Below are 17,933 nucleotides of genomic sequence, written 5' to 3'. Positions count from 1 at the left end.
TTCCCAGACACGATGATTGAACCGACGCCGACGCCCTCACCCCTGCTGCGTGCAGGGGCATTCCTTGCGCGGTGGTTGTTGCGCCTGTTGTTCGTAGCGTGGGCTGGCTTGCTGCTCGCCTGGGGGGCCTTGCATGCAGTGATTGTGCCGCGAATCGATACCTGGCGTCCGTGGCTGGAGGCGCGCGCTTCCCAGGCTCTGGGAAGTCCCGTGCGGATCGGCGCCATCGAAGCGCGTTCCACCGGCGTGATTCCGGCGCTGGAGATGCAGAACGTGCAGTTGCTCGATGCACGAGGCGGCGTGGCCCTGTCGCTGCCGCGCGTGCAGGTGGCCGTTTCGCCGCGCTCGCTGATCGGATTGGGTTTTGAGCAACTGCACATCGAGAATCCCGAACTCGAAATCCGGCGCGATCCGCAAGGGCGGCTGTTCGTCGCGGGACTGGCCTTGGCGACGCAAGGCGAGGAGGACTCCCCGTGGGCCGACTGGGTTTTCTCCCAGCCCGAAGTGGCCATCGTGGGGGGGAAGGTGCGGTGGATTGACGAGCTGCGACAGACCCCCGCGATCACGCTCGACGAGGTCAATCTGGTGGTGCGCAATCGCTTGCTCGGTCATGCCCTGCGCCTGGATGCCACGCCGCCGTCCAGTTGGGGGGCGCGCTGGAGTGTGATGGGACGTTTCAGCCAGCCCCTGCTGACCACCCATCCCGGGCGCTGGCAGGCCTGGAAGGGGCAGGTCTATGCTGCGATTGAACAGGTGGATCTCGCGGCCCTGCGTCCCTATGCACAGTGGACGGGTGATGTCATGCAGGGCCAGGGCGTGCTGCGGGCATGGTTGGACGTCAACCAGTCGCGCATCGACGGGGTCACGGTCGACGTGGCCCTGCGCCAACTGAAGGCACGCCTGGCACCGGAGCTGGAACCACTGGGGTTTGATTGGGTGGCTGGCCGGCTGGGCCTGAACCGGCGCGGGGAGTCGGTGGAATACTTCACGCAGGGGCTTGAGTTCGACACGGCCGATGGCTTGCATTGGCCCGGAGGCAATGTGCGGTGGACCCACGTGGCTGGAGCCAAGCCTGGGCAAGCTGCCAAGGGCAGTGTCCAGGCGGACCGCCTCGATTTGGCCGCGCTCGCAGAGATCGCGGGCCGCCTTCCGTTGGAGGCGACTGTGCGCGAACGACTCCGGTCAGCCGCGCCGCGCGGTCTGGTCGAGCGTGTGCAGGCCGAATGGCAAGGTTCTTGGCCGCAGGTGCAATCGTTTACCGCCCAGGGGCGCGTCAAGGGCCTGACGATGGCGGCGCAGGCCAGGGAAGGAGGCGCTATCCCCGGTCTGGTCAATGCGGACCTGGAGTTTGATGTCAGCCCAAACGCGGGCAAGGTTCATGTGGACATGCAACAGGGTGCGCTGCTGACGCCGGGTGTGTTCGAGGAGTCCACGTTGGTGCTCGACCGTCTGCAAGGCGATGTCCAGTGGAAACTGGATGCCGAGGCGATCCAGGTGCAGGTGCGCAAGCTGGAGTTTGCCAACGCCGATGCCGCCGGGGAGCTGGATGCGGATTGGCATACCGGGTCTGGCGCACAGCGTTTCCCGGGCCTGCTGGACTTGCGCGGCACCCTGAACCGCGCCAAGGGCGAAAGTGTGCACCGCTACATCCCCCGCGTGGTTGAACCCCTGGTGCGCGAGTACCTGCGCACGTCCATCCAGTCGGCCGAAGCCAGCAATGTGCGCTTCAAGGTCAAGGGGGCGCTCGAGCATTTCCCCTTCCTCGACCCACGCCAGGGGGAGTTTCGGGTCTCGGCGGACGTCCGCCAGGCCGTCTACGACTATGCCCCGGCGATGGTGCTGCCCAAGAATACCCCGCCTTGGCCTCTTCTGCGCGGCCTGTCTTGTGCCTTGCTGATCGACAAGGGGCAGCTGGCACTCAAAGACATCCGCGCCGGCATCGATGGCGTGCCTGGCCTGCAGTTGTCCAAGGCCGAGGCCATCATTACCGACCTGTACACCAAACCGAGCCTGCAGGTGGCGCTGGACGCCCGGTTGCCCTTGCAGGAAGGGTTTGCCTTTCTCAAGGCCTCGGCCATCAGCGGGCTGACCGAGCACTTTCTTGATGGTGCCAGCGGCAGTGGTGCGGTGGACCTGCGTCTGCGGCTGGGGGTTCCGCTGACGGGAGCGGTGCATCCGCTAGTACAGGGCAGCGTGCAGCTGTCGGGCAATGAGGTGGCCCTGACCCCGAGCATTCCGCGCCTGTCGCGTGTGCGCGGCACGGTGGCGTTCAGCGACAGTGGTTTCTCGGTGACGGGGGGGCAGGCGCGGGCGCTTGGGGGCGATGCGCGCATTGAGGGCGGCTTGTCGGGATTGGGGGGGGCGCCCGTACCCAAGGGCGCGCCAAGCCTGTTGCGCATTGCCGGTACGGCCAGTGCCGAGGGGCTGCGCCAAGCTGCAGAGCTGGGGGCCGTGGCGCGCCTGGCGCAGTATGCCCAAGGCAGTACCCCCTATGTGGTGCAGGTGGGGCTACGCGCCGGGCGGCCAGAACTGCAGATCCAGAGCAGTCTCGTGGGGCTGGCCGTGAACCTGCCGGCACCCCTGACCAAAGGCGCGGAGCAGGCCATGCCCCTGCGCATCGACAGCCGGGCCGTGCCCGGGGCCAGTGCCTCTTCGCCGACGCTGGAGCAATGGCAGATCGAGTTGGACAAGCTCGCCTCCCTGACCTACGTGCTCGACAACGGTGGACCACAGGCCCAAGTGGTACGCGGCGCATTGGCGCTGGGGCTGGCGAGTGACGAGTCCGCGCCCCTGCCAGCGCAAGGGGTCCTGGCCAACCTGCAGTTCGGTGTGCTGGACGCCGACGCCTGGGGCGAGGTGCTGGCGGCCAGTGCCGGCAGCGAGGGTGGCAATGCCTCGGCGCGCGTCACGCAGGCGGCCAACGCATGGCAGGGCTACCTTCCTACCCATCTGGCCCTGCGCGCCCGCACGCTTTCGGTAGGTGGGCACAAGTTCCACAACCTGGTGGTCGGGGGGGCGCGTGAAGGTGCCTTGTGGCGGGCCAATCTGGATGCCAATGAGATGAGCGGTTACGTCGAGTACCGCCAACCCGGCCCTGCCTTTGCTGGGCGGCTCTATGCACGGCTGGCGCGCCTGGCGGTGGCGACCAGCGACGCACAGGATGTGGAAAACCTGCTCGACAGCCAGCCCGCGAGCATTCCGGCGCTCGATGTGGTGGTGGAAGACTTCGATCTGCGCGGACGCAAATTGGGGCGTCTGGATATTGATGCCGTGAACCTGGGGGCCACCGGTGCGCGGGAGTGGCGTCTCAACCGCTTCAACCTGGCCATGCCGGAGGCCACGCTGACCGCCCAGGGCAACTGGGCGGCGGTGGCGGGGGCACCGGTGTCCAGCGGCGCGCGCAGTGTCAAGGAGCGCCGTCGCACGGTCATGAACTTCAAGCTCGACGTGGCCGATGCGGGCGAGTTGTTGGGGCGCTTTGGCATGAAGGACGTGATCCGCAAGGGACAGGGCAAGCTCGAAGGGCAGATCGCCTGGGCCGGTTCGCCCATCACGCTCGATTACGCCAGCATGACCGGTGGCGCCAACCTGAATCTCGAGAATGGCCAGTTCCTCAAGGCCGATCCGGGGCTGGCCAAGTTGCTGGGGGTGCTGAGCCTGCAGGCCCTGCCGCGGCGCCTCACGCTGGACTTCCGCGACGTATTCAGCGAAGGCTTCTCTTTCGACTTCATCCGCGGCGACGTGACCATTGCCCAAGGCATTGCGCGCACCAACAACCTGCAGATGAAGGGTGTCAATGCGGCGGTGCTGATGGAGGGGCAGGCAGACATCGAGCGCGAGACCCAGTCGCTGCGCGTGGTGGTGGTGCCCGAAATCAATGCCGGTAGCGCATCGCTGCTGGCCTCGGTCATCAATCCGGTGGTCGGTCTGACCACCTTCCTGGCGCAGTGGGTGCTGCGCCGTCCGCTGGCCGACGCCACCACCCAGGAATTCCTCATCGAGGGCAGCTGGGCCGACCCCAAGGTGACCCGGGTGTCGAGCCGCACGGCGCCCGATGCTGACAAGAAACCCACCAACCCCAAGGAGTCTGTGAAATGAAAACTGCCATGTTGCAAATGGTGTCGGTGGCCGCGGTGCAGGACAACCTGCGCGTTGCAGCGGAACTGGTAGCACAGGCGGCGCAACAAGGCGCTGAACTGGTCGTTCTGCCCGAATACTTCTGCCTCATCGGACTGCGCGACGAGGACAAGCTGGCGATTCAGGAGCCCACCGGCTCCGGGCCCTTGCAGACCTTCCTGGCCGATACGGCGCGCCAGCATGGCGTCTGGCTGGTAGGGGGCACGATTCCCCTGACCGCGCAGGCCCCTGGCCGCGTGTTCAACAGCACCCTGGTGTTCGACCCGCAGGGGAAATGCGTGGCCCGCTACGACAAGATGCACCTGTTCCGCTTCGACAATGGTCGCGAAAGCTATGACGAGTCGCGTGTTCTGGAAGAAGGCGCCACGCCCAGTCTGTTTGCGCTGCCGTCGCGCGACGGGCATGTCTGGCAGGTGGGTTTGAGCGTGTGCTATGACCTGCGCTTCCCCGAGTTTTACCGGCACTATGCGGCGCAGGGCGCTGATTTGCTGCTGGTGCCGGCCGCGTTCACCTACACCACCGGCCAGGCCCATTGGGAAACCCTGCTGCGTGCACGCGCGGTCGAGAACCTGGCCTATGTCGGCGCCTCGGCCCAGGGCGGTGTGCACCCCAGTGGGCGGCGGACCTGGGGTCACTCGATGCTGATCGACCCCTGGGGCGCGGTGCTGGCGCAGCGCCCGGAGGGCGCGGGGGTGGTGTTGGCCGAGCTCGATGCCCAGCGCGTTACCAGCTGCCGCGCCCAGCTGCCTGCGTTGCAGCACCGACGGCTCGGCCAATGATTGCAGTCGCTATGAAAAGTGAAGCGTATTACGCAATGTTTTTGCGGGCTGCAGTCGAATTTGGCATGAAAAGCGAAGGTTTGCGGCAGATCGTGCGGCGCATGGCGCTGCTGCTGTCGGCGGCCCTGTTTGCCGCGTGTGCCTCGGCACCGCCCCCGGTGCAGCGTCCACCGATGCCGCGTGCGCCGGAGACTACCGCCCCAGCGGCTTCTGCTCGGCCCGCTGGTGCGGGCGCGGTCATGACACAGGCGCAGGCCCGCTGGGTGGCGGCTGACTGGTCGGAGCTGCCGGGCTGGCAGGACGATCGCCTGTTTGAGTTCTGGAATGCCTGGCTCAAGGGCTGCGAGAGACCCCCTGCGGCCTGGGTGGCCCTGTGCCCGCAGGTGCGCCGACTGAGCATCGCTGACGAGGCCGAGCAGCGCCGCTGGATGCTGGAGCGCCTGCAGCCCTACCGCGTCGAGAGTCTGCAAGGGGAGAGTCGTGGCTTGCTGACGGCCTATTTCGAGCCTACGCTGGACGCCCAGCGCGAGCCGGGCCCCGGCTTTACCGTGCCCGTCTATGCCGTACCTGCGGGGCTGGCGTCGCGCAAGCCCTGGTTCAGCCGCCAGGAAATCGATACCTTGCCGGCAGCCCAAGCAGCGCTGGCTGACAAGGTACTGATGTACTTGGCTGATCCGGTAGACGCCTTGCTGCTGCAGATCCAGGGTTCGGGACGTGTGCGCTTGGCCCAAGCCGACGGCAGCGTGCGTACTGTACGTTTGGCCTATGCCGGCTCCAACGACCAGCCCTACCGCAGTGTCGGGCGCTGGCTGCTCGACCAGGGGCTGATCAAGGACGCTTCCTGGCCCGGAATCCGTGCCTGGCTGGCGCAGAATCCACAGCGGCAGCAGGAATTGCTGTGGAGCAATCCGCGGGTGGTGTTCTTCAGGGAAGAGGCCCTGTCGGATCTGGATGCGGCGTTCGGACCTCGCGGCGCCCAGGGGGTGGCCCTGACCCCGGGCCGCTCGATTGCGGTGGATCCAGCAGCCATCCCCTATGGCACGCCGGTCTGGCTGGCCAGCGAGGGACCGATGCAGCCATTGCAGAAGCTGGTGATGGCGCAGGACACCGGCAGTGCGATCACCGGCGCGGTGCGGGCCGATTATTTCGTTGGGTGGGGGGCGGACGCAGGCGCTTTGGCGGGGCGGCTAAGGCAAACCCTACAAATGTGGATTTTGTGGCCGAAGTAGGACAGATCACGTTACCATGTGCAGCACGTCGTCAGCCACTGGCGCTCCTTTGAGGGACTATCCATGAGCAAAGAACTACGCGAAATCGATGAGCGGACCAACCTGGCCAGCAACAGCATGTTTGAACTGCTGCTGTTCCGGCTCGGCGAGGCCCCGGGCGGGGGCGGGCGGCGCGAACTCTTTGGCATCAACGTCTTCAAGGTTCGTGAAATCCTGGTCATGCCGGAGATCACCGTCATGGTCAATGCACCGCAGCACGTCATGGGCATTGCCAACGTGCGCGGTCAGATGATTCCGGTCATCAACCTTGCAGCCATTACCGGTTGCAACCCCACCAAGGGACTGGGGATCCTGCTGGTGACCGAGTTTGCCCGCACCACCCAGGCCTTTGCGGTCGAAGAAGTGAATGAAATCGTGCGCCTGGGCTGGAAGCATGTGCTCTCGGCCGAAAACAACGGGGGTGGGCTGGTGACCAGCATTGCGCGCCTGGATGGCGATGCCGAAAACACCCGCCTGGCGCAGGTGCTGGACGTGGAGCAGATCCTGCGCGACGTCTTCCCCGAACAGCACCAGGTGGTCAAGGACGGCGAAGAGGTGCACCAGGTGCGCCTGCCACCCGGCACCGTGGTACTGGCCGCTGACGATTCCGCGGTGGCGCGCATGATGATCGAGGAAGGCCTCAAGGCCATGGGCATTCCCTACATCATGACCAAGACAGGCAAGGAAGCCTGGGAAAAGTTGCAGTCCCTGTCCGAGGACGCCAAGAAGGAAGGCAAGACGATTCGTGACAAGGTGGCGCTGGTGCTTACGGATTTGGAAATGCCCGAGATGGATGGCTTCACCCTGACGCGCAACATCAAGCAGGACGGGCGCTTCAACCAGATCCCGGTGGTGATTCACTCCTCCCTCACAGGTACCACCAACGAAGGCCATGTGCGTTCGGTGGGGGCGGATGCCTATATTGCCAAGTTCCACGCCGAAGAAATGAGCAGCACCTTGCGTGATGTGCTGCTGCATCGGCGCTAAGCGCAGTGCTCGTGCACCGCTTGGATGCCCCGTCCTGCGGGGCTTTTTTCATTGCGATCGAAGGTGGGCCAGCGGCAGGGCCGAACTGGGTTTGATTTCTCCCAGTGAAAAACTGGTCCGCAAGTCCTTCACATTGGGCAGGTTGATGAGGACGTCTCGCGCGAACTGGCTAAAGGTCTGCAGGTCCTGGCTCACGACCTGCAACTCGAAGGTGCCCGTCCCGCTGATGTAGTGGCAGCTCACCACCTCGGGAATGGTTCGCAAGGTTTCCTCCAGCGCTCGCAGTACATCACCCGCATTGCGGTCGGCATCGAGCCGCACGAAGGCCAGAACTCCCAGGCCCACCTTGAGCCGGTCGATCTCTGCGTGGTAGCCCTTGATGTACCCAGCCTCCTCGAGCGCTCGCACCCGGCGCCAGCAGGGTGCGGCACTCAGCCCCACGCGCTGCGCCAGTTCGGCATTGCTCAAACGCCCGTCGTTTTGCAGATGTTCGAGGATGGCGATGTCGAATTTATCCAATGTCATCATGTTTTTCTCTAATTCAGAAAGAAGTTTTCTTTTTGGGTGCATTGTCCGGCAAAAAAAGAAAACACTTATCGGTACGTGCGGCATACACTCATTCCTCCCCTAGAGCCAGCCGTCTACCGTGACCATGGGGGTCACCTGGAGCTGAACGGGAAACATGGAGACCGCACATGAATGCACCACTGAGCCCCGAGACCTCCGCAGCACTGCAGGGTGCCTCGCGCCAGGCGACACTCGACGACAAGTATTCGTTGGAGCAGGGGCGAGCCTTCATGAGTGGCGTGCAGGCGCTGGTGCGTCTGCCCATGATGCAGCGCACGCGCGATCAGCGTGCCGGGCTCAATACGGCCGGGTTCATCAGTGGCTACCGCGGTTCTCCCTTGGGTGGATATGACCAGGCCTTGGTTGCGGCCAAGAAACACCTCGACGCCCATCACATCGTGTTCCAGCCTGGTGTGAATGAGGAGTTGGGTGCCACCGCGGTATGGGGTACCCAGCAGCTGGATCTGTTTCCGGAGAAGAGAAAGTACGACGGAGTCTTCGGCATCTGGTACGGCAAGGGCCCGGGGGTGGACCGCTGCTCCGACGTGTTCAAGCATGCCAACATGGCGGGTACGGCGCGGCATGGTGGCGTGATCGCGATTGCCGGCGACGACCACATCAGCAAGAGTTCCACGGCGGCCCACCAAAGCGACCACAATTTCAAGGCCTGTGGGCTGCCGGTGTTCTTCCCCTCGGATGTCCAGGGCATTCTCGACATGGGCTTGCATGCGCTGGCCATGAGCCGTTTCTCGGGCGTCTGGGCCGGTGTGAAGACGATCCAGGAAGTGGTGGAGTCGTCTTCATCCGTGGAGGTGGATCCCGATCGCGTCAAGATCGTGTTGCCCGAGGACTTCCTGATGCCACCGGGTGGGTTGCACATCCGCTGGCCCGACTCGCCCTTGGAGCAGGAAGCGCGTCTCATGGACTACAAGTGGTACGCCGCGCTGGCCTATGTGCGTGCCAACAAACTCAACTACAACGTGGTTGCCACCCCGCAGGACCGCTTCGGCATCATCGCCAGCGGCAAGGCCTTCAATGACACGCGGCAGGCCTTGATCGACCTGGGGTTGGACGATGCCACCTGCCGCCAACTGGGCATTCGGGTGCACAAAGTCAACGTGGTGTGGCCCTTGGAGGCCACCATCACCCGCGATTTCGCCCAGGGCTTGCAGGAAATCCTGGTGGTCGAGGAAAAGCGACAGGTCATCGAGTACCAGCTGAAGGAAGAGTTGTACAACTGGCGCAGCGATGTGCGTCCCCACGTGCTGGGCAAGTTCGACGAACCCGAGGGCGACGGCTCCGGCGGCGAGTGGAGTCGCCCGAACCCGAGCGACAACTGGCTGTTGCGGGCCAAGGCCGACCTCACGCCGGCCATCATTGCCAAGGCCATCGCCAAGCGCCTGAACAAGCTGGGTGTGCCGCCCGATGTGGCTCAGCGCATGCAGGCACGCATTGCCGTCATCGAAGCCAAGGAGCGGGCGGCGCTCGAAGTCAGTGCTGCTCCCGCCAATGACCGTACACCCTGGTTCTGCAGCGGCTGCCCGCACAACACCAGCACCCGCGTTCCTGAGGGGTCCCGCGCCGTTGCAGGCATCGGCTGCCACTACATGACGGTATGGATGGACCGCAGCACGGCGACCTTCACCCAGATGGGGGGGGAAGGCGTGACCTGGGTGGGCCAGCAGCCCTTCACGCAAGAGAAGCACATCTTCGCGAACCTTGGAGACGGTACGTACTTCCACAGTGGCTTGCTGGCCATTCGCCAGAGCATTGCAGCGGGCGTCAACATCACCTACAAGGTGCTGTACAACGACGCCGTGGCCATGACCGGCGGTCAGCGCGTGGGTGAGCGCGCCGAAGGGCATACCGTGCTGCAGATCATGAACAGCCTGAAGTCCGAAGGGGTGTCGGCCTTGTGCATCGTGACCGACGACCCATCCAAATACGACGGCGTGCCCCTGGCGGAGGGGGTGGAGGTATACCACCGCGACGAACTCGATCGCATCCAGCGCCAGTTCCGTGAATACGCCGGCACATCGGCCATCATCTATGACCAGACCTGCGCCACGGAAAAACGCCGCCGGCGCAAGCGCGGCACCATGGCGGAGCCGGATCAGCGCGTCGTCATCAATGAGCTGGTCTGTGAAGGCTGTGGCGACTGCGGCGTGCAATCCAATTGCTTGAGCATTGAGCCGGTGGAAACGCCGTATGGGCGCAAGCGCACCATCAACCAGAGCAGCTGCAACAAGGACTTCTCCTGCGTGAAGGGGTTTTGCCCCAGTTTTGTCACCGTCAAAGGCGGCGCCCTGAAGAAGCCCCAGCGGTCCGGCAAGGGGCAGCTCGATGGACTTCCGCCGCTGCCGTCACCATCGCTTCCCTCGGCTGCATCGCCCTGGGGCATCGTGGTGGGGGGTGTTGGTGGCACCGGTGTCATCACCATTGGCCAGGTGCTGGGTATGGCCGCACACCTCGAAGGCAAGGGCGTCGTCACCCAGGACGCCGGAGGCTTGGCACAGAAAGGTGGCGCGACCTGGAGCCACGTGCAGATCGCCGACGCGCCGCAAGCGATCCACACCACCAAGGTCGATACCGCCAAGGCCGACCTGATCATTGGCTGTGACGCCATCGTGGCGGCCAACAAGGCGACGCTGGCGGCCATGCAGTCCGGGCGGACCTACGTGGCGCTGAACAGCCACCACACCCCCACGGCGGCCTTCGTGCGCAACACCGAATGGCAGTTTCCGTCCGAGAGTTGTGAGCAGGCCATCCAGGCCGCAGTCGGGAGCGAGGCCTTGGGTGTGCTTGATGCCGAGGCTGTGGCGCTGCAGGTGCTGGGGGATGCGATCTACGCCAACCCGGTGTTGTTGGGGTATGCATGGCAGAAGGGGCGTATCCCGTTGCGGGAGGAATCCATCCTGCGCGCCATGGAGCTCAACGGCGTGCAAGTGGCCAACAACCAGGCTGCTTTCCAGTGGGGGCGTCATTGCGCACAGCAGCCGCAACTCGTGCCCGCCATGGCCCAGGCCCAGCAAGCGATCCAGTGGGTGAAGAAGCCCACTTTGGCCGAGCTGATCGCCCAGCGTAGTGCGTTTCTGGAGGCCTACCAGAATGCCTCTTATGCGCAGGACTACGTGACGTTTGTCGAGGGTGTGCGCCAGGCCGAAGCGGCGCTGGGCAAGGCGGGGTTGGCAGATGCCGTGGCACGCAACCTGTTCAAGCTCATGGCCTACAAGGACGAATACGAAGTCGCACGGTTGCATACCCACGCTGCGTTCACCCAACGACTGGCGTCCCAGTTCGAAGGCGAATTCCAACTGCAATACCACTTGGCGCCGCCGCTGTTTGCTCGCCGCGATGCGCAGGGGCATGTGCGCAAGTCGGCCTATGGCGGCTGGATGCGGCCGGTGTTTTCCGCCCTGGCTGCCTGCAAAGGCTTGCGCGGAACCGCCTTGGACGTGTTTGGCTATACCGAGGAACGGCGTCAGGAACGCGCCTTGATTGCGCAGTACCGAGCCGACCTCACGCGCTTGCTGCCGAAGATTCAGGATCCCGCAGCATTTGAGGTGGCTCTCGGGCTTGCCCGGTTGCCCGAGTCCATCCGCGGGTTTGGGCACGTGAAGGCACAAGCGATGGCTGCCGCGGCCTTGAAGCGGCAGACCCTTCTGGCGAGCCTGCCACGCTGATAGTGCATGGCACCCCTGAACGCGGGCGGGTTTGCGTCCAACAGCCCTGACTGGCGTGGGTTTGTTGGTCCCATCGGGCGTCCAGGGGGGCAATTACAATAACCGGTTGCCCGCTGGGTCGGCGTCGCGCCTTTTTTTGGCGCGGGGCTGGCCTTGGCGCTCGTATTTCGCCATTTCTGGAGTGCGTCCGTGTTTATTTCTTCCGCATACGCCCAAACTGCCGCTGCTGCCGGTGCAGAGGCCCCTTCCACCCTGATGAGCATTCTGCCCCTGGTGCTGATGTTCGTGGTGCTGTACTTCGTGATGATTCGTCCGCAGATGAAGAAGCAGAAGGAACACAAGACCATGATCGATGCCCTGGCCAAGGGCGACGAGGTGGTGACGGCCGGCGGCGTGCTGGGTAAAGTCAGCAAGCTCGGTGAGCACTATGTCGGTCTGGAAGTGGCCAACGGCGTGGACATCCAGATCCAGCGCAGCGCTGTGGTCCAGGTACTGCCCAAGGGCTCGATCAAGTAATCAACGAATCAAAGCGCGATCATGAACCGTTACGCGGTGTGGAAGTACGCGATCATTGTGGTCGCGCTGGTGGTGGGGGCCTTGTATACCCTGCCGAATTTCTTTGGTGAGGCACCGGCCGTGCAGGTTTCCAGCGGCAAGGCCACGGTTAAGGTGGATGCGGCAGTGATGGCCAAGGTCGAGGCGGCGTTGGGCGCCGCAGGTCTCAAGGCCGACGTGCTGTCGCTCGATGGCATGTCCATCAAGGCACGCTTTGGCGATGCCGACACCCAACTCAAGGCCAAGGACGCCGTGCAGAAGGCACTCAATCCCGATCCGGCCGATCCCTCCTATGTGGTGGCCCTGAACCTGCTGTCGCGCTCGCCCCAATGGCTAACCTCCCTGCATGCCTTCCCGATGTACCTGGGGCTGGACCTGCGCGGTGGCGTGCACTTCATGCTGCAGGTCGACATGCAGGCTGCGCTGAGCAAGAAGGCTGAGTCCCTCAGTGGCGATATCCGGTCGGTGATGCGCGAGAAGAACGTTCGCCACGGTGGCATCAGCCGCAATGGTCAGGCCATCGAGATCCGTCTGCGTGATGCAGCGACCGCCGAGGCTGCCAGCCGCATTCTGAAAGACCAGTTCCCCGACCTGGAAACCACCCAGACCACCGATGGCGCCGACATCAAGCTGGTCTCGACCATCAAACCGGCCGCAGCCCGAACGGTGCAGGAGCAGGCGCTCAAGCAGAACATCACGACCCTGCACAACCGGATCAACGAATTGGGTGTGGCCGAGCCGGTGATCCAGCAGCAGGGCCTGGACCGCATCGTGGTGCAGTTGCCGGGCGTGCAGGACACTGCCAAGGCCAAGGACATCCTGGGGCGCACCGCTACGCTGGAAATCCGCATGGTCGAGGACAGTGCCGAAGCGCGTGCCGCCGAAGTGGGGTCCGGCCCGGTGCCTTTTGGTACCGAACGCTACCTGGAGCGTGGTGGCCAGGCAGTGATCGTCAAGAAGCAGGTTATCCTGACCGGTGAGAACCTGACCGATGCCCAGCCTGGTTTTGACCAGCAGACCCAGGAGGCGGCGGTGCATCTGACCCTCGACTCGAAAGGGGCACGGATTTTCCGTGACGTGACGCGGGAGAGCGTGGGCAAGCGCATGGCGATCCTGCTGTTCGAAAAGGGCAAGGGCGAAGTCGTTACCGCCCCGGTCATCCGCTCTGAAATCGGCGGCGGACGGGTGCAGATTTCCGGCCGCATGACCACTGCAGAAGCGGCCGATACTGCGCTGCTGCTGCGCGCCGGTTCGCTCGCAGCACCGATGGAAATCATTGAGGAGCGCACCATTGGTCCCAGCCTGGGTGCGGAGAACATTGCCAAGGGCTTCAACAGCGTGACCTGGGGCTTCGTGGCGGTATCCATCTTCATGTGCGTTTACTACATGCTGTTTGGTGTGATATCGAGCGTGGCTCTGGCAGTGAATCTGCTGCTGCTGGTCGCAGTGCTGTCCATGCTGCAGGCGACCCTGACCCTGCCGGGCATGGCGGCCATGGCGCTGGTGCTGGGTATGGCCATTGACTCGAACGTGCTGATCAATGAGCGCATCCGGGAAGAACTGCGCAGTGGCGCCTCCCCCCAGGCGGCGATATACGCCGGTTACGACCGTGCCTGGGCGACGATCTTGGACTCGAACGTGACCACCCTGATTGCGGGTCTGGCGTTGCTGGCCTTCGGTTCGGGTCCCGTGCGCGGATTCGCCGTGGTGCACTGTCTGGGCATTCTCACGAGCATGTTCTCTGGCGTGTTTTTCTCGCGCGGGCTGGTCAACCTCTGGTATGGCCGGCAGAAGAAGCTCAAGTCCGTGTCGATCGGTACCGTCTGGAAACCTGCTTCCGAAGCGGATGCAACGAACTAAAGCGAGAAGCGATCATGGAATTCTTCAAAATCCGCCGCGACATTCCGTTCATGCGCCATGCATTGGTCTTCAATGCCGTGTCGCTGGTGACGTTCCTGGCCGCGGTTTTTTTCCTCTTTTCCCGCGGTCTGCACCTGTCGGTGGAGTTCACGGGTGGGACCCTGATGGAGGTCAGCTACAGCCACCCTGCTGATCTTGCCAACATCCGTGACGCCATCGGAAAGCTCGGTTTTTCAGATGTGCAAGTGCAGAACTTCGGTACTGCACAGGATGTGCTGATACGCATGCCGGTGCAAAAAGGCAGCAATTCCAGTCAGCAAAGCGAACGTGTCCTGGCGGAACTGAAGCAGGCCGATCCAAGCGCCAATCTGCGTCGCGTCGAATTCGTCGGCCCCCAAGTGGGTGACGAGTTGGCGGCCGATGGTCTCAAGGCGCTGGCTTTCGTCGTAGTAGGCATCATGGTCTACTTGGCCATTCGTTTCGAATGGAAGTACGCCGTGGCGGGCATCATTGCCAACCTGCACGACGTCATCATCATCCTGGGCTTCTTTGCCTTCTTCCAGTGGGAGTTCTCGCTGCCCGTGCTGGCAGCTGTGCTGGCCGTGCTGGGTTACTCAGTCAATGAGTCGGTGGTGATCTTTGACCGGATTCGTGAGAATTTCCGCCGCTACCGCAAGATGGATACGGTGCAGATCATCGACAACGCGATCACCTCAACCATCAGCCGTACTATCATTACCCACGGCAGTACCCAGTTGATGGTATTGTCTATGCTGCTGTTCGGCGGGGCTACCTTGCACTACTTTGCATTGGCTCTGACGATCGGCATTCTGTTTGGCATTTATTCGTCGGTCTTTGTGGCGGCAGCCATTGCCATGTGGTTAGGCATCCGCCGTGAAGATCTGATCAAGGGAACAGGAAAAAAAGAAGAGGACCCGAGCGACCCGAATGCGGGGGCGGTGGTCTGAAAGGACGTCAACAACCATGGCAGTGCAACCCAGTCAGGCCCAGCTTCAGCTCGCGCGCAGTGTGCGTGAGCGGTTTTTGGCTGAGCTGGGCAAGGCCATGGTGGACATCGCAGGGGCCGTGCTGGAGCGTCTGACGGCTTTGATGGAAGAACCCAGCAACGCGCGCGAAGCGCAGACACGCCGCGATGTCTGGATGGCCTACAAGCGCTGCCGCCCGGTTTGGCAGGACAACACGACCAAGGCCTGGCGCGAAGAGCTGCAATCGTCCACCGGCAAGAAGAAGGATCTGGGCAGCCTGGATGCGGCGGGTCTTGAGCTGGTCGGGACCGAGGTATTCGAGAACAAGATCCTCGCGTCGCGCATGGTCATGGCCGTGATGGAAAAGGTCAATGCCGATTTCGACGATTTGCGTCTGCGCGTGAAGTTTCTCGAAGGGGCCGAGGATCTGGCTGACTTCGATATCCTGCGTCCCGATGTGCCTGTGCTCAAGATGGTCGAGCAATGGGGCGTCTCTGGAATGCCTGCCGATTCTTGGCCCATGGTCAGTGACGTAGTGCAGGGTATTTTGGTGGCGTCGCTGAAGACCGCCTACAAGAATGGCAATGCGCTCTTGATTCAGCAGGGAGTCATGCCCACGATCGAATTCAAGGATCGGATTCGCGGACCACGCATCGAACGCCGCGCTCAGCCGCCGGTGGCAGCGCCACAGGCATCGCCCGATGGGGCTCCCTCGCAGCCGGACGGCTACGGCGGGTATGCGAATGCTCCGATGGGCGGTGGTGTCTCACAAGGCTATGGAGTACAGGGTGGCGCTCTTGCTGGGTGGGGTGCAGGGCCGGCGAACGCGGGGGCAATGGGCTACGGCGCCCAGGGTGCACCTGCAGCACCCTCTGGTGGATTCTTCAGCCGGCCCGCAACCGGCGCGCCTGCCGGGGGCGGCGGAGATTCCGTTCCGACCACGGATTCCCAGCCATTCTGGCGGCAGGGGGGGGCTGGCTCCAACAGTGCCGCTCCCAGCTACTATGGCGCTGACGCCGGCCACGGTCTGGCGCAGCCCCTGGCGCGTGCGCGGGCTCGGGCGCAAGGTGTCATAGGGCAAATCCGACGCTTCTTCATCAACCAGGGGGGCGGCGACATTGTGGCGGCTCCTGGGGCGCAAGCGGTCATGGTGCCTTCCCCCGCCTTGATGCAAGCCATTGCCCAGCAACCGCTGGGGCCTGTGATGCAGAACATTGGGGCCAGTTTTGTCGACTACAGCCCTGTGGGGATGGCGCAGGTGGCCACCGAGCTGCGCGAAAAGACCACTGAGCTCAAGAAAAAGGCGGAGACAAAAGGGGAAAAGGCGACGATTGAGATCGTGGCCCTGATGTTTCAGGCGATCCTTGCCGAGGACCGCATTCCGCCAGGCATCCGGGTCTGGATCGCTCGTTTGCAGATGCCGGTGTTGCGGATTGCGCTGGAAGACGCGGACTTTCTGGGGACGACGACCCATCCGGCACGGATGCTGATCGATCGCATGGGTTCCGTGGTGCTTGGTTTTGATGCCGCCGGTGGGCACGGGACTGCCATGGAGGTGGAAATCAAGCGAATCGTGCAGGTCATTGAGCAGTACCCGGAGACCGGCAAGAAGGTCTACCAAGTGGTGTATGACGAATTCCAGAAGTTCCTGGAGAAGTTCCTCACCGAAAAGGGCGCACCCAAGCAGGTCATGAGCGTGGCGCAGCAGGTGGAGCAGAAGGAAACCCTGGCCATCCAGTTCACCATCGAAATGCGTAACCTGTTGCGTGACATGCCGGTGCGCGATGAAATTCGCTCCTTCCTGTTCAAGGTCTGGGCGGAGGTACTGGCCGTCGCTGCTGTACGCAGAGGCCCCAAGCACGCCGATACCATCACGCTGAAGAAGACGGCCAGTGACCTGATTTGGTCAGCCAGCGCCAAACCCAACCGCACCGATCGTGCGAAGGTGATCCAGGAGCTTCCCAATCTGCTGCTGCGCCTGCGATCGGGAATGACATTGCTCGGTGTGCCACCATCCGAGCAGGATGCCCACATCAAGTCGGTTAGCGATACCTTGCAGGATGCATTTCTCTCGAAGACCCAAGCGATCGAGCAGGGCAAGATCGATGCCCTCGCGCAGCGATTGGGCAACCTGGAAGAGTTCATCAGCGAAGATGGCGTGGGCGATTTGCCGCTGGATGCGGAAAGCATCGAAATGATGCTTGGGATGGATGCGTCCGGTCTGGAGGTCATCACCAATGGTGGCTCCAAACCTACCGCCGCGATGATGGCTTGGGCGCAAGAGTTGCAGGTGGGTAGCTGGTATACGCTGGACCACAACAAGCAGAAAATTTCGTTGCAGCTGGTCTGGCGCAGTGAACGCAAACACCTGAATCTGTTCGCGGCGGTGACCGGTCGGGCATTCCTGATCCAGGCCGGGCGCTTGGCAGCTTATCTGCAGGCTGGACTGCTGGAGCCGCAGGAAGACGAGGCGTTGACCGTGCGTGCGACACGGGACGCGCTCAACAAGCTAGAGGCCAACCCGGAACGTGTGAGCAGTTGACGGCGTGCCGGATCGTTGGCGGTAAACCCGTCAATGCGCGAGTCGCTCTTCAGCGTTGTCGCAGAGCTCGTCCAGCAACAATGCGTCCGGTACCTGGTTGAAGCTCCAGAACACCATCAACACGATCAGCTTGAAGTCATCCAGGGATACGGGGGACCCAGGGGCCGCCATGCTGCGGTCGACGATGACTTCGCGCATGGCCGTGCTCAGGACACCACAGGATTCCAGAAAACTCAGAAAACCGATGCTGCGCGAACCGAGTTTCCGATATTCAGAAGGCAAATAGACACGCAGGCTCCAGGGATGGGGGGGGCGCAACGCCTGCTGGTGTTGTGCCGCATCCTTCGCGCACGACAGCCCGGAGATCCAACGCACCGCGTCGCGGATCTCATCGGAATCAAAGCCGACCGCACTGAGTTTGCGTTGCAGGCTATGGACTTCTGGACAGAAGTCACCTGCTGCATAGTTCTGGTAAACAAAGGCAAGCACGTCAAACATGGGGTCACTATAGCGCCGAAGCGGAGAGCAAACGGCCCTGGTCGGAACTGCGGCGCTTTTCCGGCGATCAA

Annotated in this window: 11 protein-coding genes; 9 read left to right on the top strand and 2 right to left on the bottom strand. The window is 63.1% G+C overall.

Going from position 1 to position 17,933, the window contains the following annotated elements; genetic code table 11:
* The first annotated feature begins 12 nt into the window (after positions 1 to 12).
* The 4 genes from RQP54_RS04550 to RQP54_RS04535 all read left to right on the top strand — a co-directional run bounded on the left by RQP54_RS04550 (position 13) and on the right by RQP54_RS04535 (position 7,171).
* On the top strand, positions 13 to 4,098 hold the full coding sequence (locus tag RQP54_RS04550) for a YhdP family protein (RefSeq protein ID WP_315676975.1): 4,086 nt from the start codon (positions 13 to 15) through the stop codon (positions 4,096 to 4,098).
* A complete protein-coding gene (locus RQP54_RS04545; protein ID WP_315676974.1) occupies positions 4,095 to 4,916 on the top strand; it encodes a carbon-nitrogen hydrolase family protein in 822 nt (273 codons plus the stop codon). The genes RQP54_RS04550 and RQP54_RS04545 overlap by 4 nt, the downstream gene beginning before the upstream one ends.
* Positions 4,917 to 4,981: 65 nt before the next feature.
* Positions 4,982 to 6,145 carry a murein transglycosylase A gene (locus tag RQP54_RS04540; protein WP_315676973.1) on the top strand — a complete coding sequence of 388 codons (1,164 nt, stop codon included), beginning with the start codon at positions 4,982 to 4,984 and terminating at the stop codon, positions 6,143 to 6,145.
* Between the two features lie 63 nt (positions 6,146 to 6,208).
* Positions 6,209 to 7,171 (top strand): chemotaxis protein, encoded by a 963-nt coding sequence (locus tag RQP54_RS04535; protein WP_315676972.1) that lies wholly within the window; start codon positions 6,209 to 6,211, stop codon positions 7,169 to 7,171.
* 48 nt (positions 7,172 to 7,219) lie between these two features.
* Here RQP54_RS04535 and RQP54_RS04530 read toward each other — a convergent pair whose 3' ends face one another.
* Positions 7,220 to 7,699, bottom strand: coding sequence for an Lrp/AsnC family transcriptional regulator (locus RQP54_RS04530; protein ID WP_315676971.1), 480 nt, complete (start codon positions 7,697 to 7,699; stop codon positions 7,220 to 7,222).
* A 167-nt stretch (positions 7,700 to 7,866) separates the two neighbouring features.
* Here RQP54_RS04530 and RQP54_RS04525 point away from each other — a divergent pair, with 167 nt between their 5' ends.
* The 5 genes from RQP54_RS04525 to RQP54_RS04505 all read left to right on the top strand — a co-directional run bounded on the left by RQP54_RS04525 (position 7,867) and on the right by RQP54_RS04505 (position 17,364).
* Entirely contained in the window at positions 7,867 to 11,421 is a 3,555-nt protein-coding gene (locus RQP54_RS04525) for an indolepyruvate ferredoxin oxidoreductase family protein (RefSeq protein ID WP_315676970.1), read from the top strand.
* 189 nt (positions 11,422 to 11,610) lie between these two features.
* Complete coding sequence (gene yajC / locus RQP54_RS04520; RefSeq protein WP_315676969.1) at positions 11,611 to 11,937, top strand: preprotein translocase subunit YajC; 327 nt, start codon at positions 11,611 to 11,613, stop codon at positions 11,935 to 11,937.
* Between the two features lie 21 nt (positions 11,938 to 11,958).
* Positions 11,959 to 13,836, top strand: a complete 1,878-nt coding sequence (secD, locus tag RQP54_RS04515; RefSeq protein WP_315676968.1) for a protein translocase subunit SecD — start codon at positions 11,959 to 11,961, stop codon at positions 13,834 to 13,836.
* Positions 13,837 to 13,850: 14 nt separating this feature from the next.
* A complete protein-coding gene (gene secF, locus RQP54_RS04510; RefSeq protein ID WP_315676967.1) occupies positions 13,851 to 14,804 on the top strand; it encodes a protein translocase subunit SecF in 954 nt (317 codons plus the stop codon).
* Positions 14,805 to 14,820: 16 nt separating this feature from the next.
* Positions 14,821 to 17,364: a DUF1631 family protein gene (locus tag RQP54_RS04505; protein ID WP_315676966.1), complete on the top strand. Its 2,544-nt coding sequence runs from the start codon at positions 14,821 to 14,823 to the stop codon at positions 17,362 to 17,364.
* A 30-nt stretch (positions 17,365 to 17,394) separates the two neighbouring features.
* Here RQP54_RS04505 and RQP54_RS04500 read toward each other — a convergent pair whose 3' ends face one another.
* Positions 17,395 to 17,862 (bottom strand): DUF494 domain-containing protein, encoded by a 468-nt coding sequence (locus tag RQP54_RS04500; protein WP_315676965.1) that lies wholly within the window; start codon positions 17,860 to 17,862, stop codon positions 17,395 to 17,397.
* Positions 17,863 to 17,933 lie beyond the last annotated feature (71 nt).

The organism is Curvibacter sp. APW13 (genome assembly GCF_032337135.1).
Lineage (GTDB): Bacteria > Pseudomonadota > Gammaproteobacteria > Burkholderiales > Burkholderiaceae_C > Allorhodoferax.
This window is presented reverse-complemented; position numbering and strand designations above follow the sequence as displayed.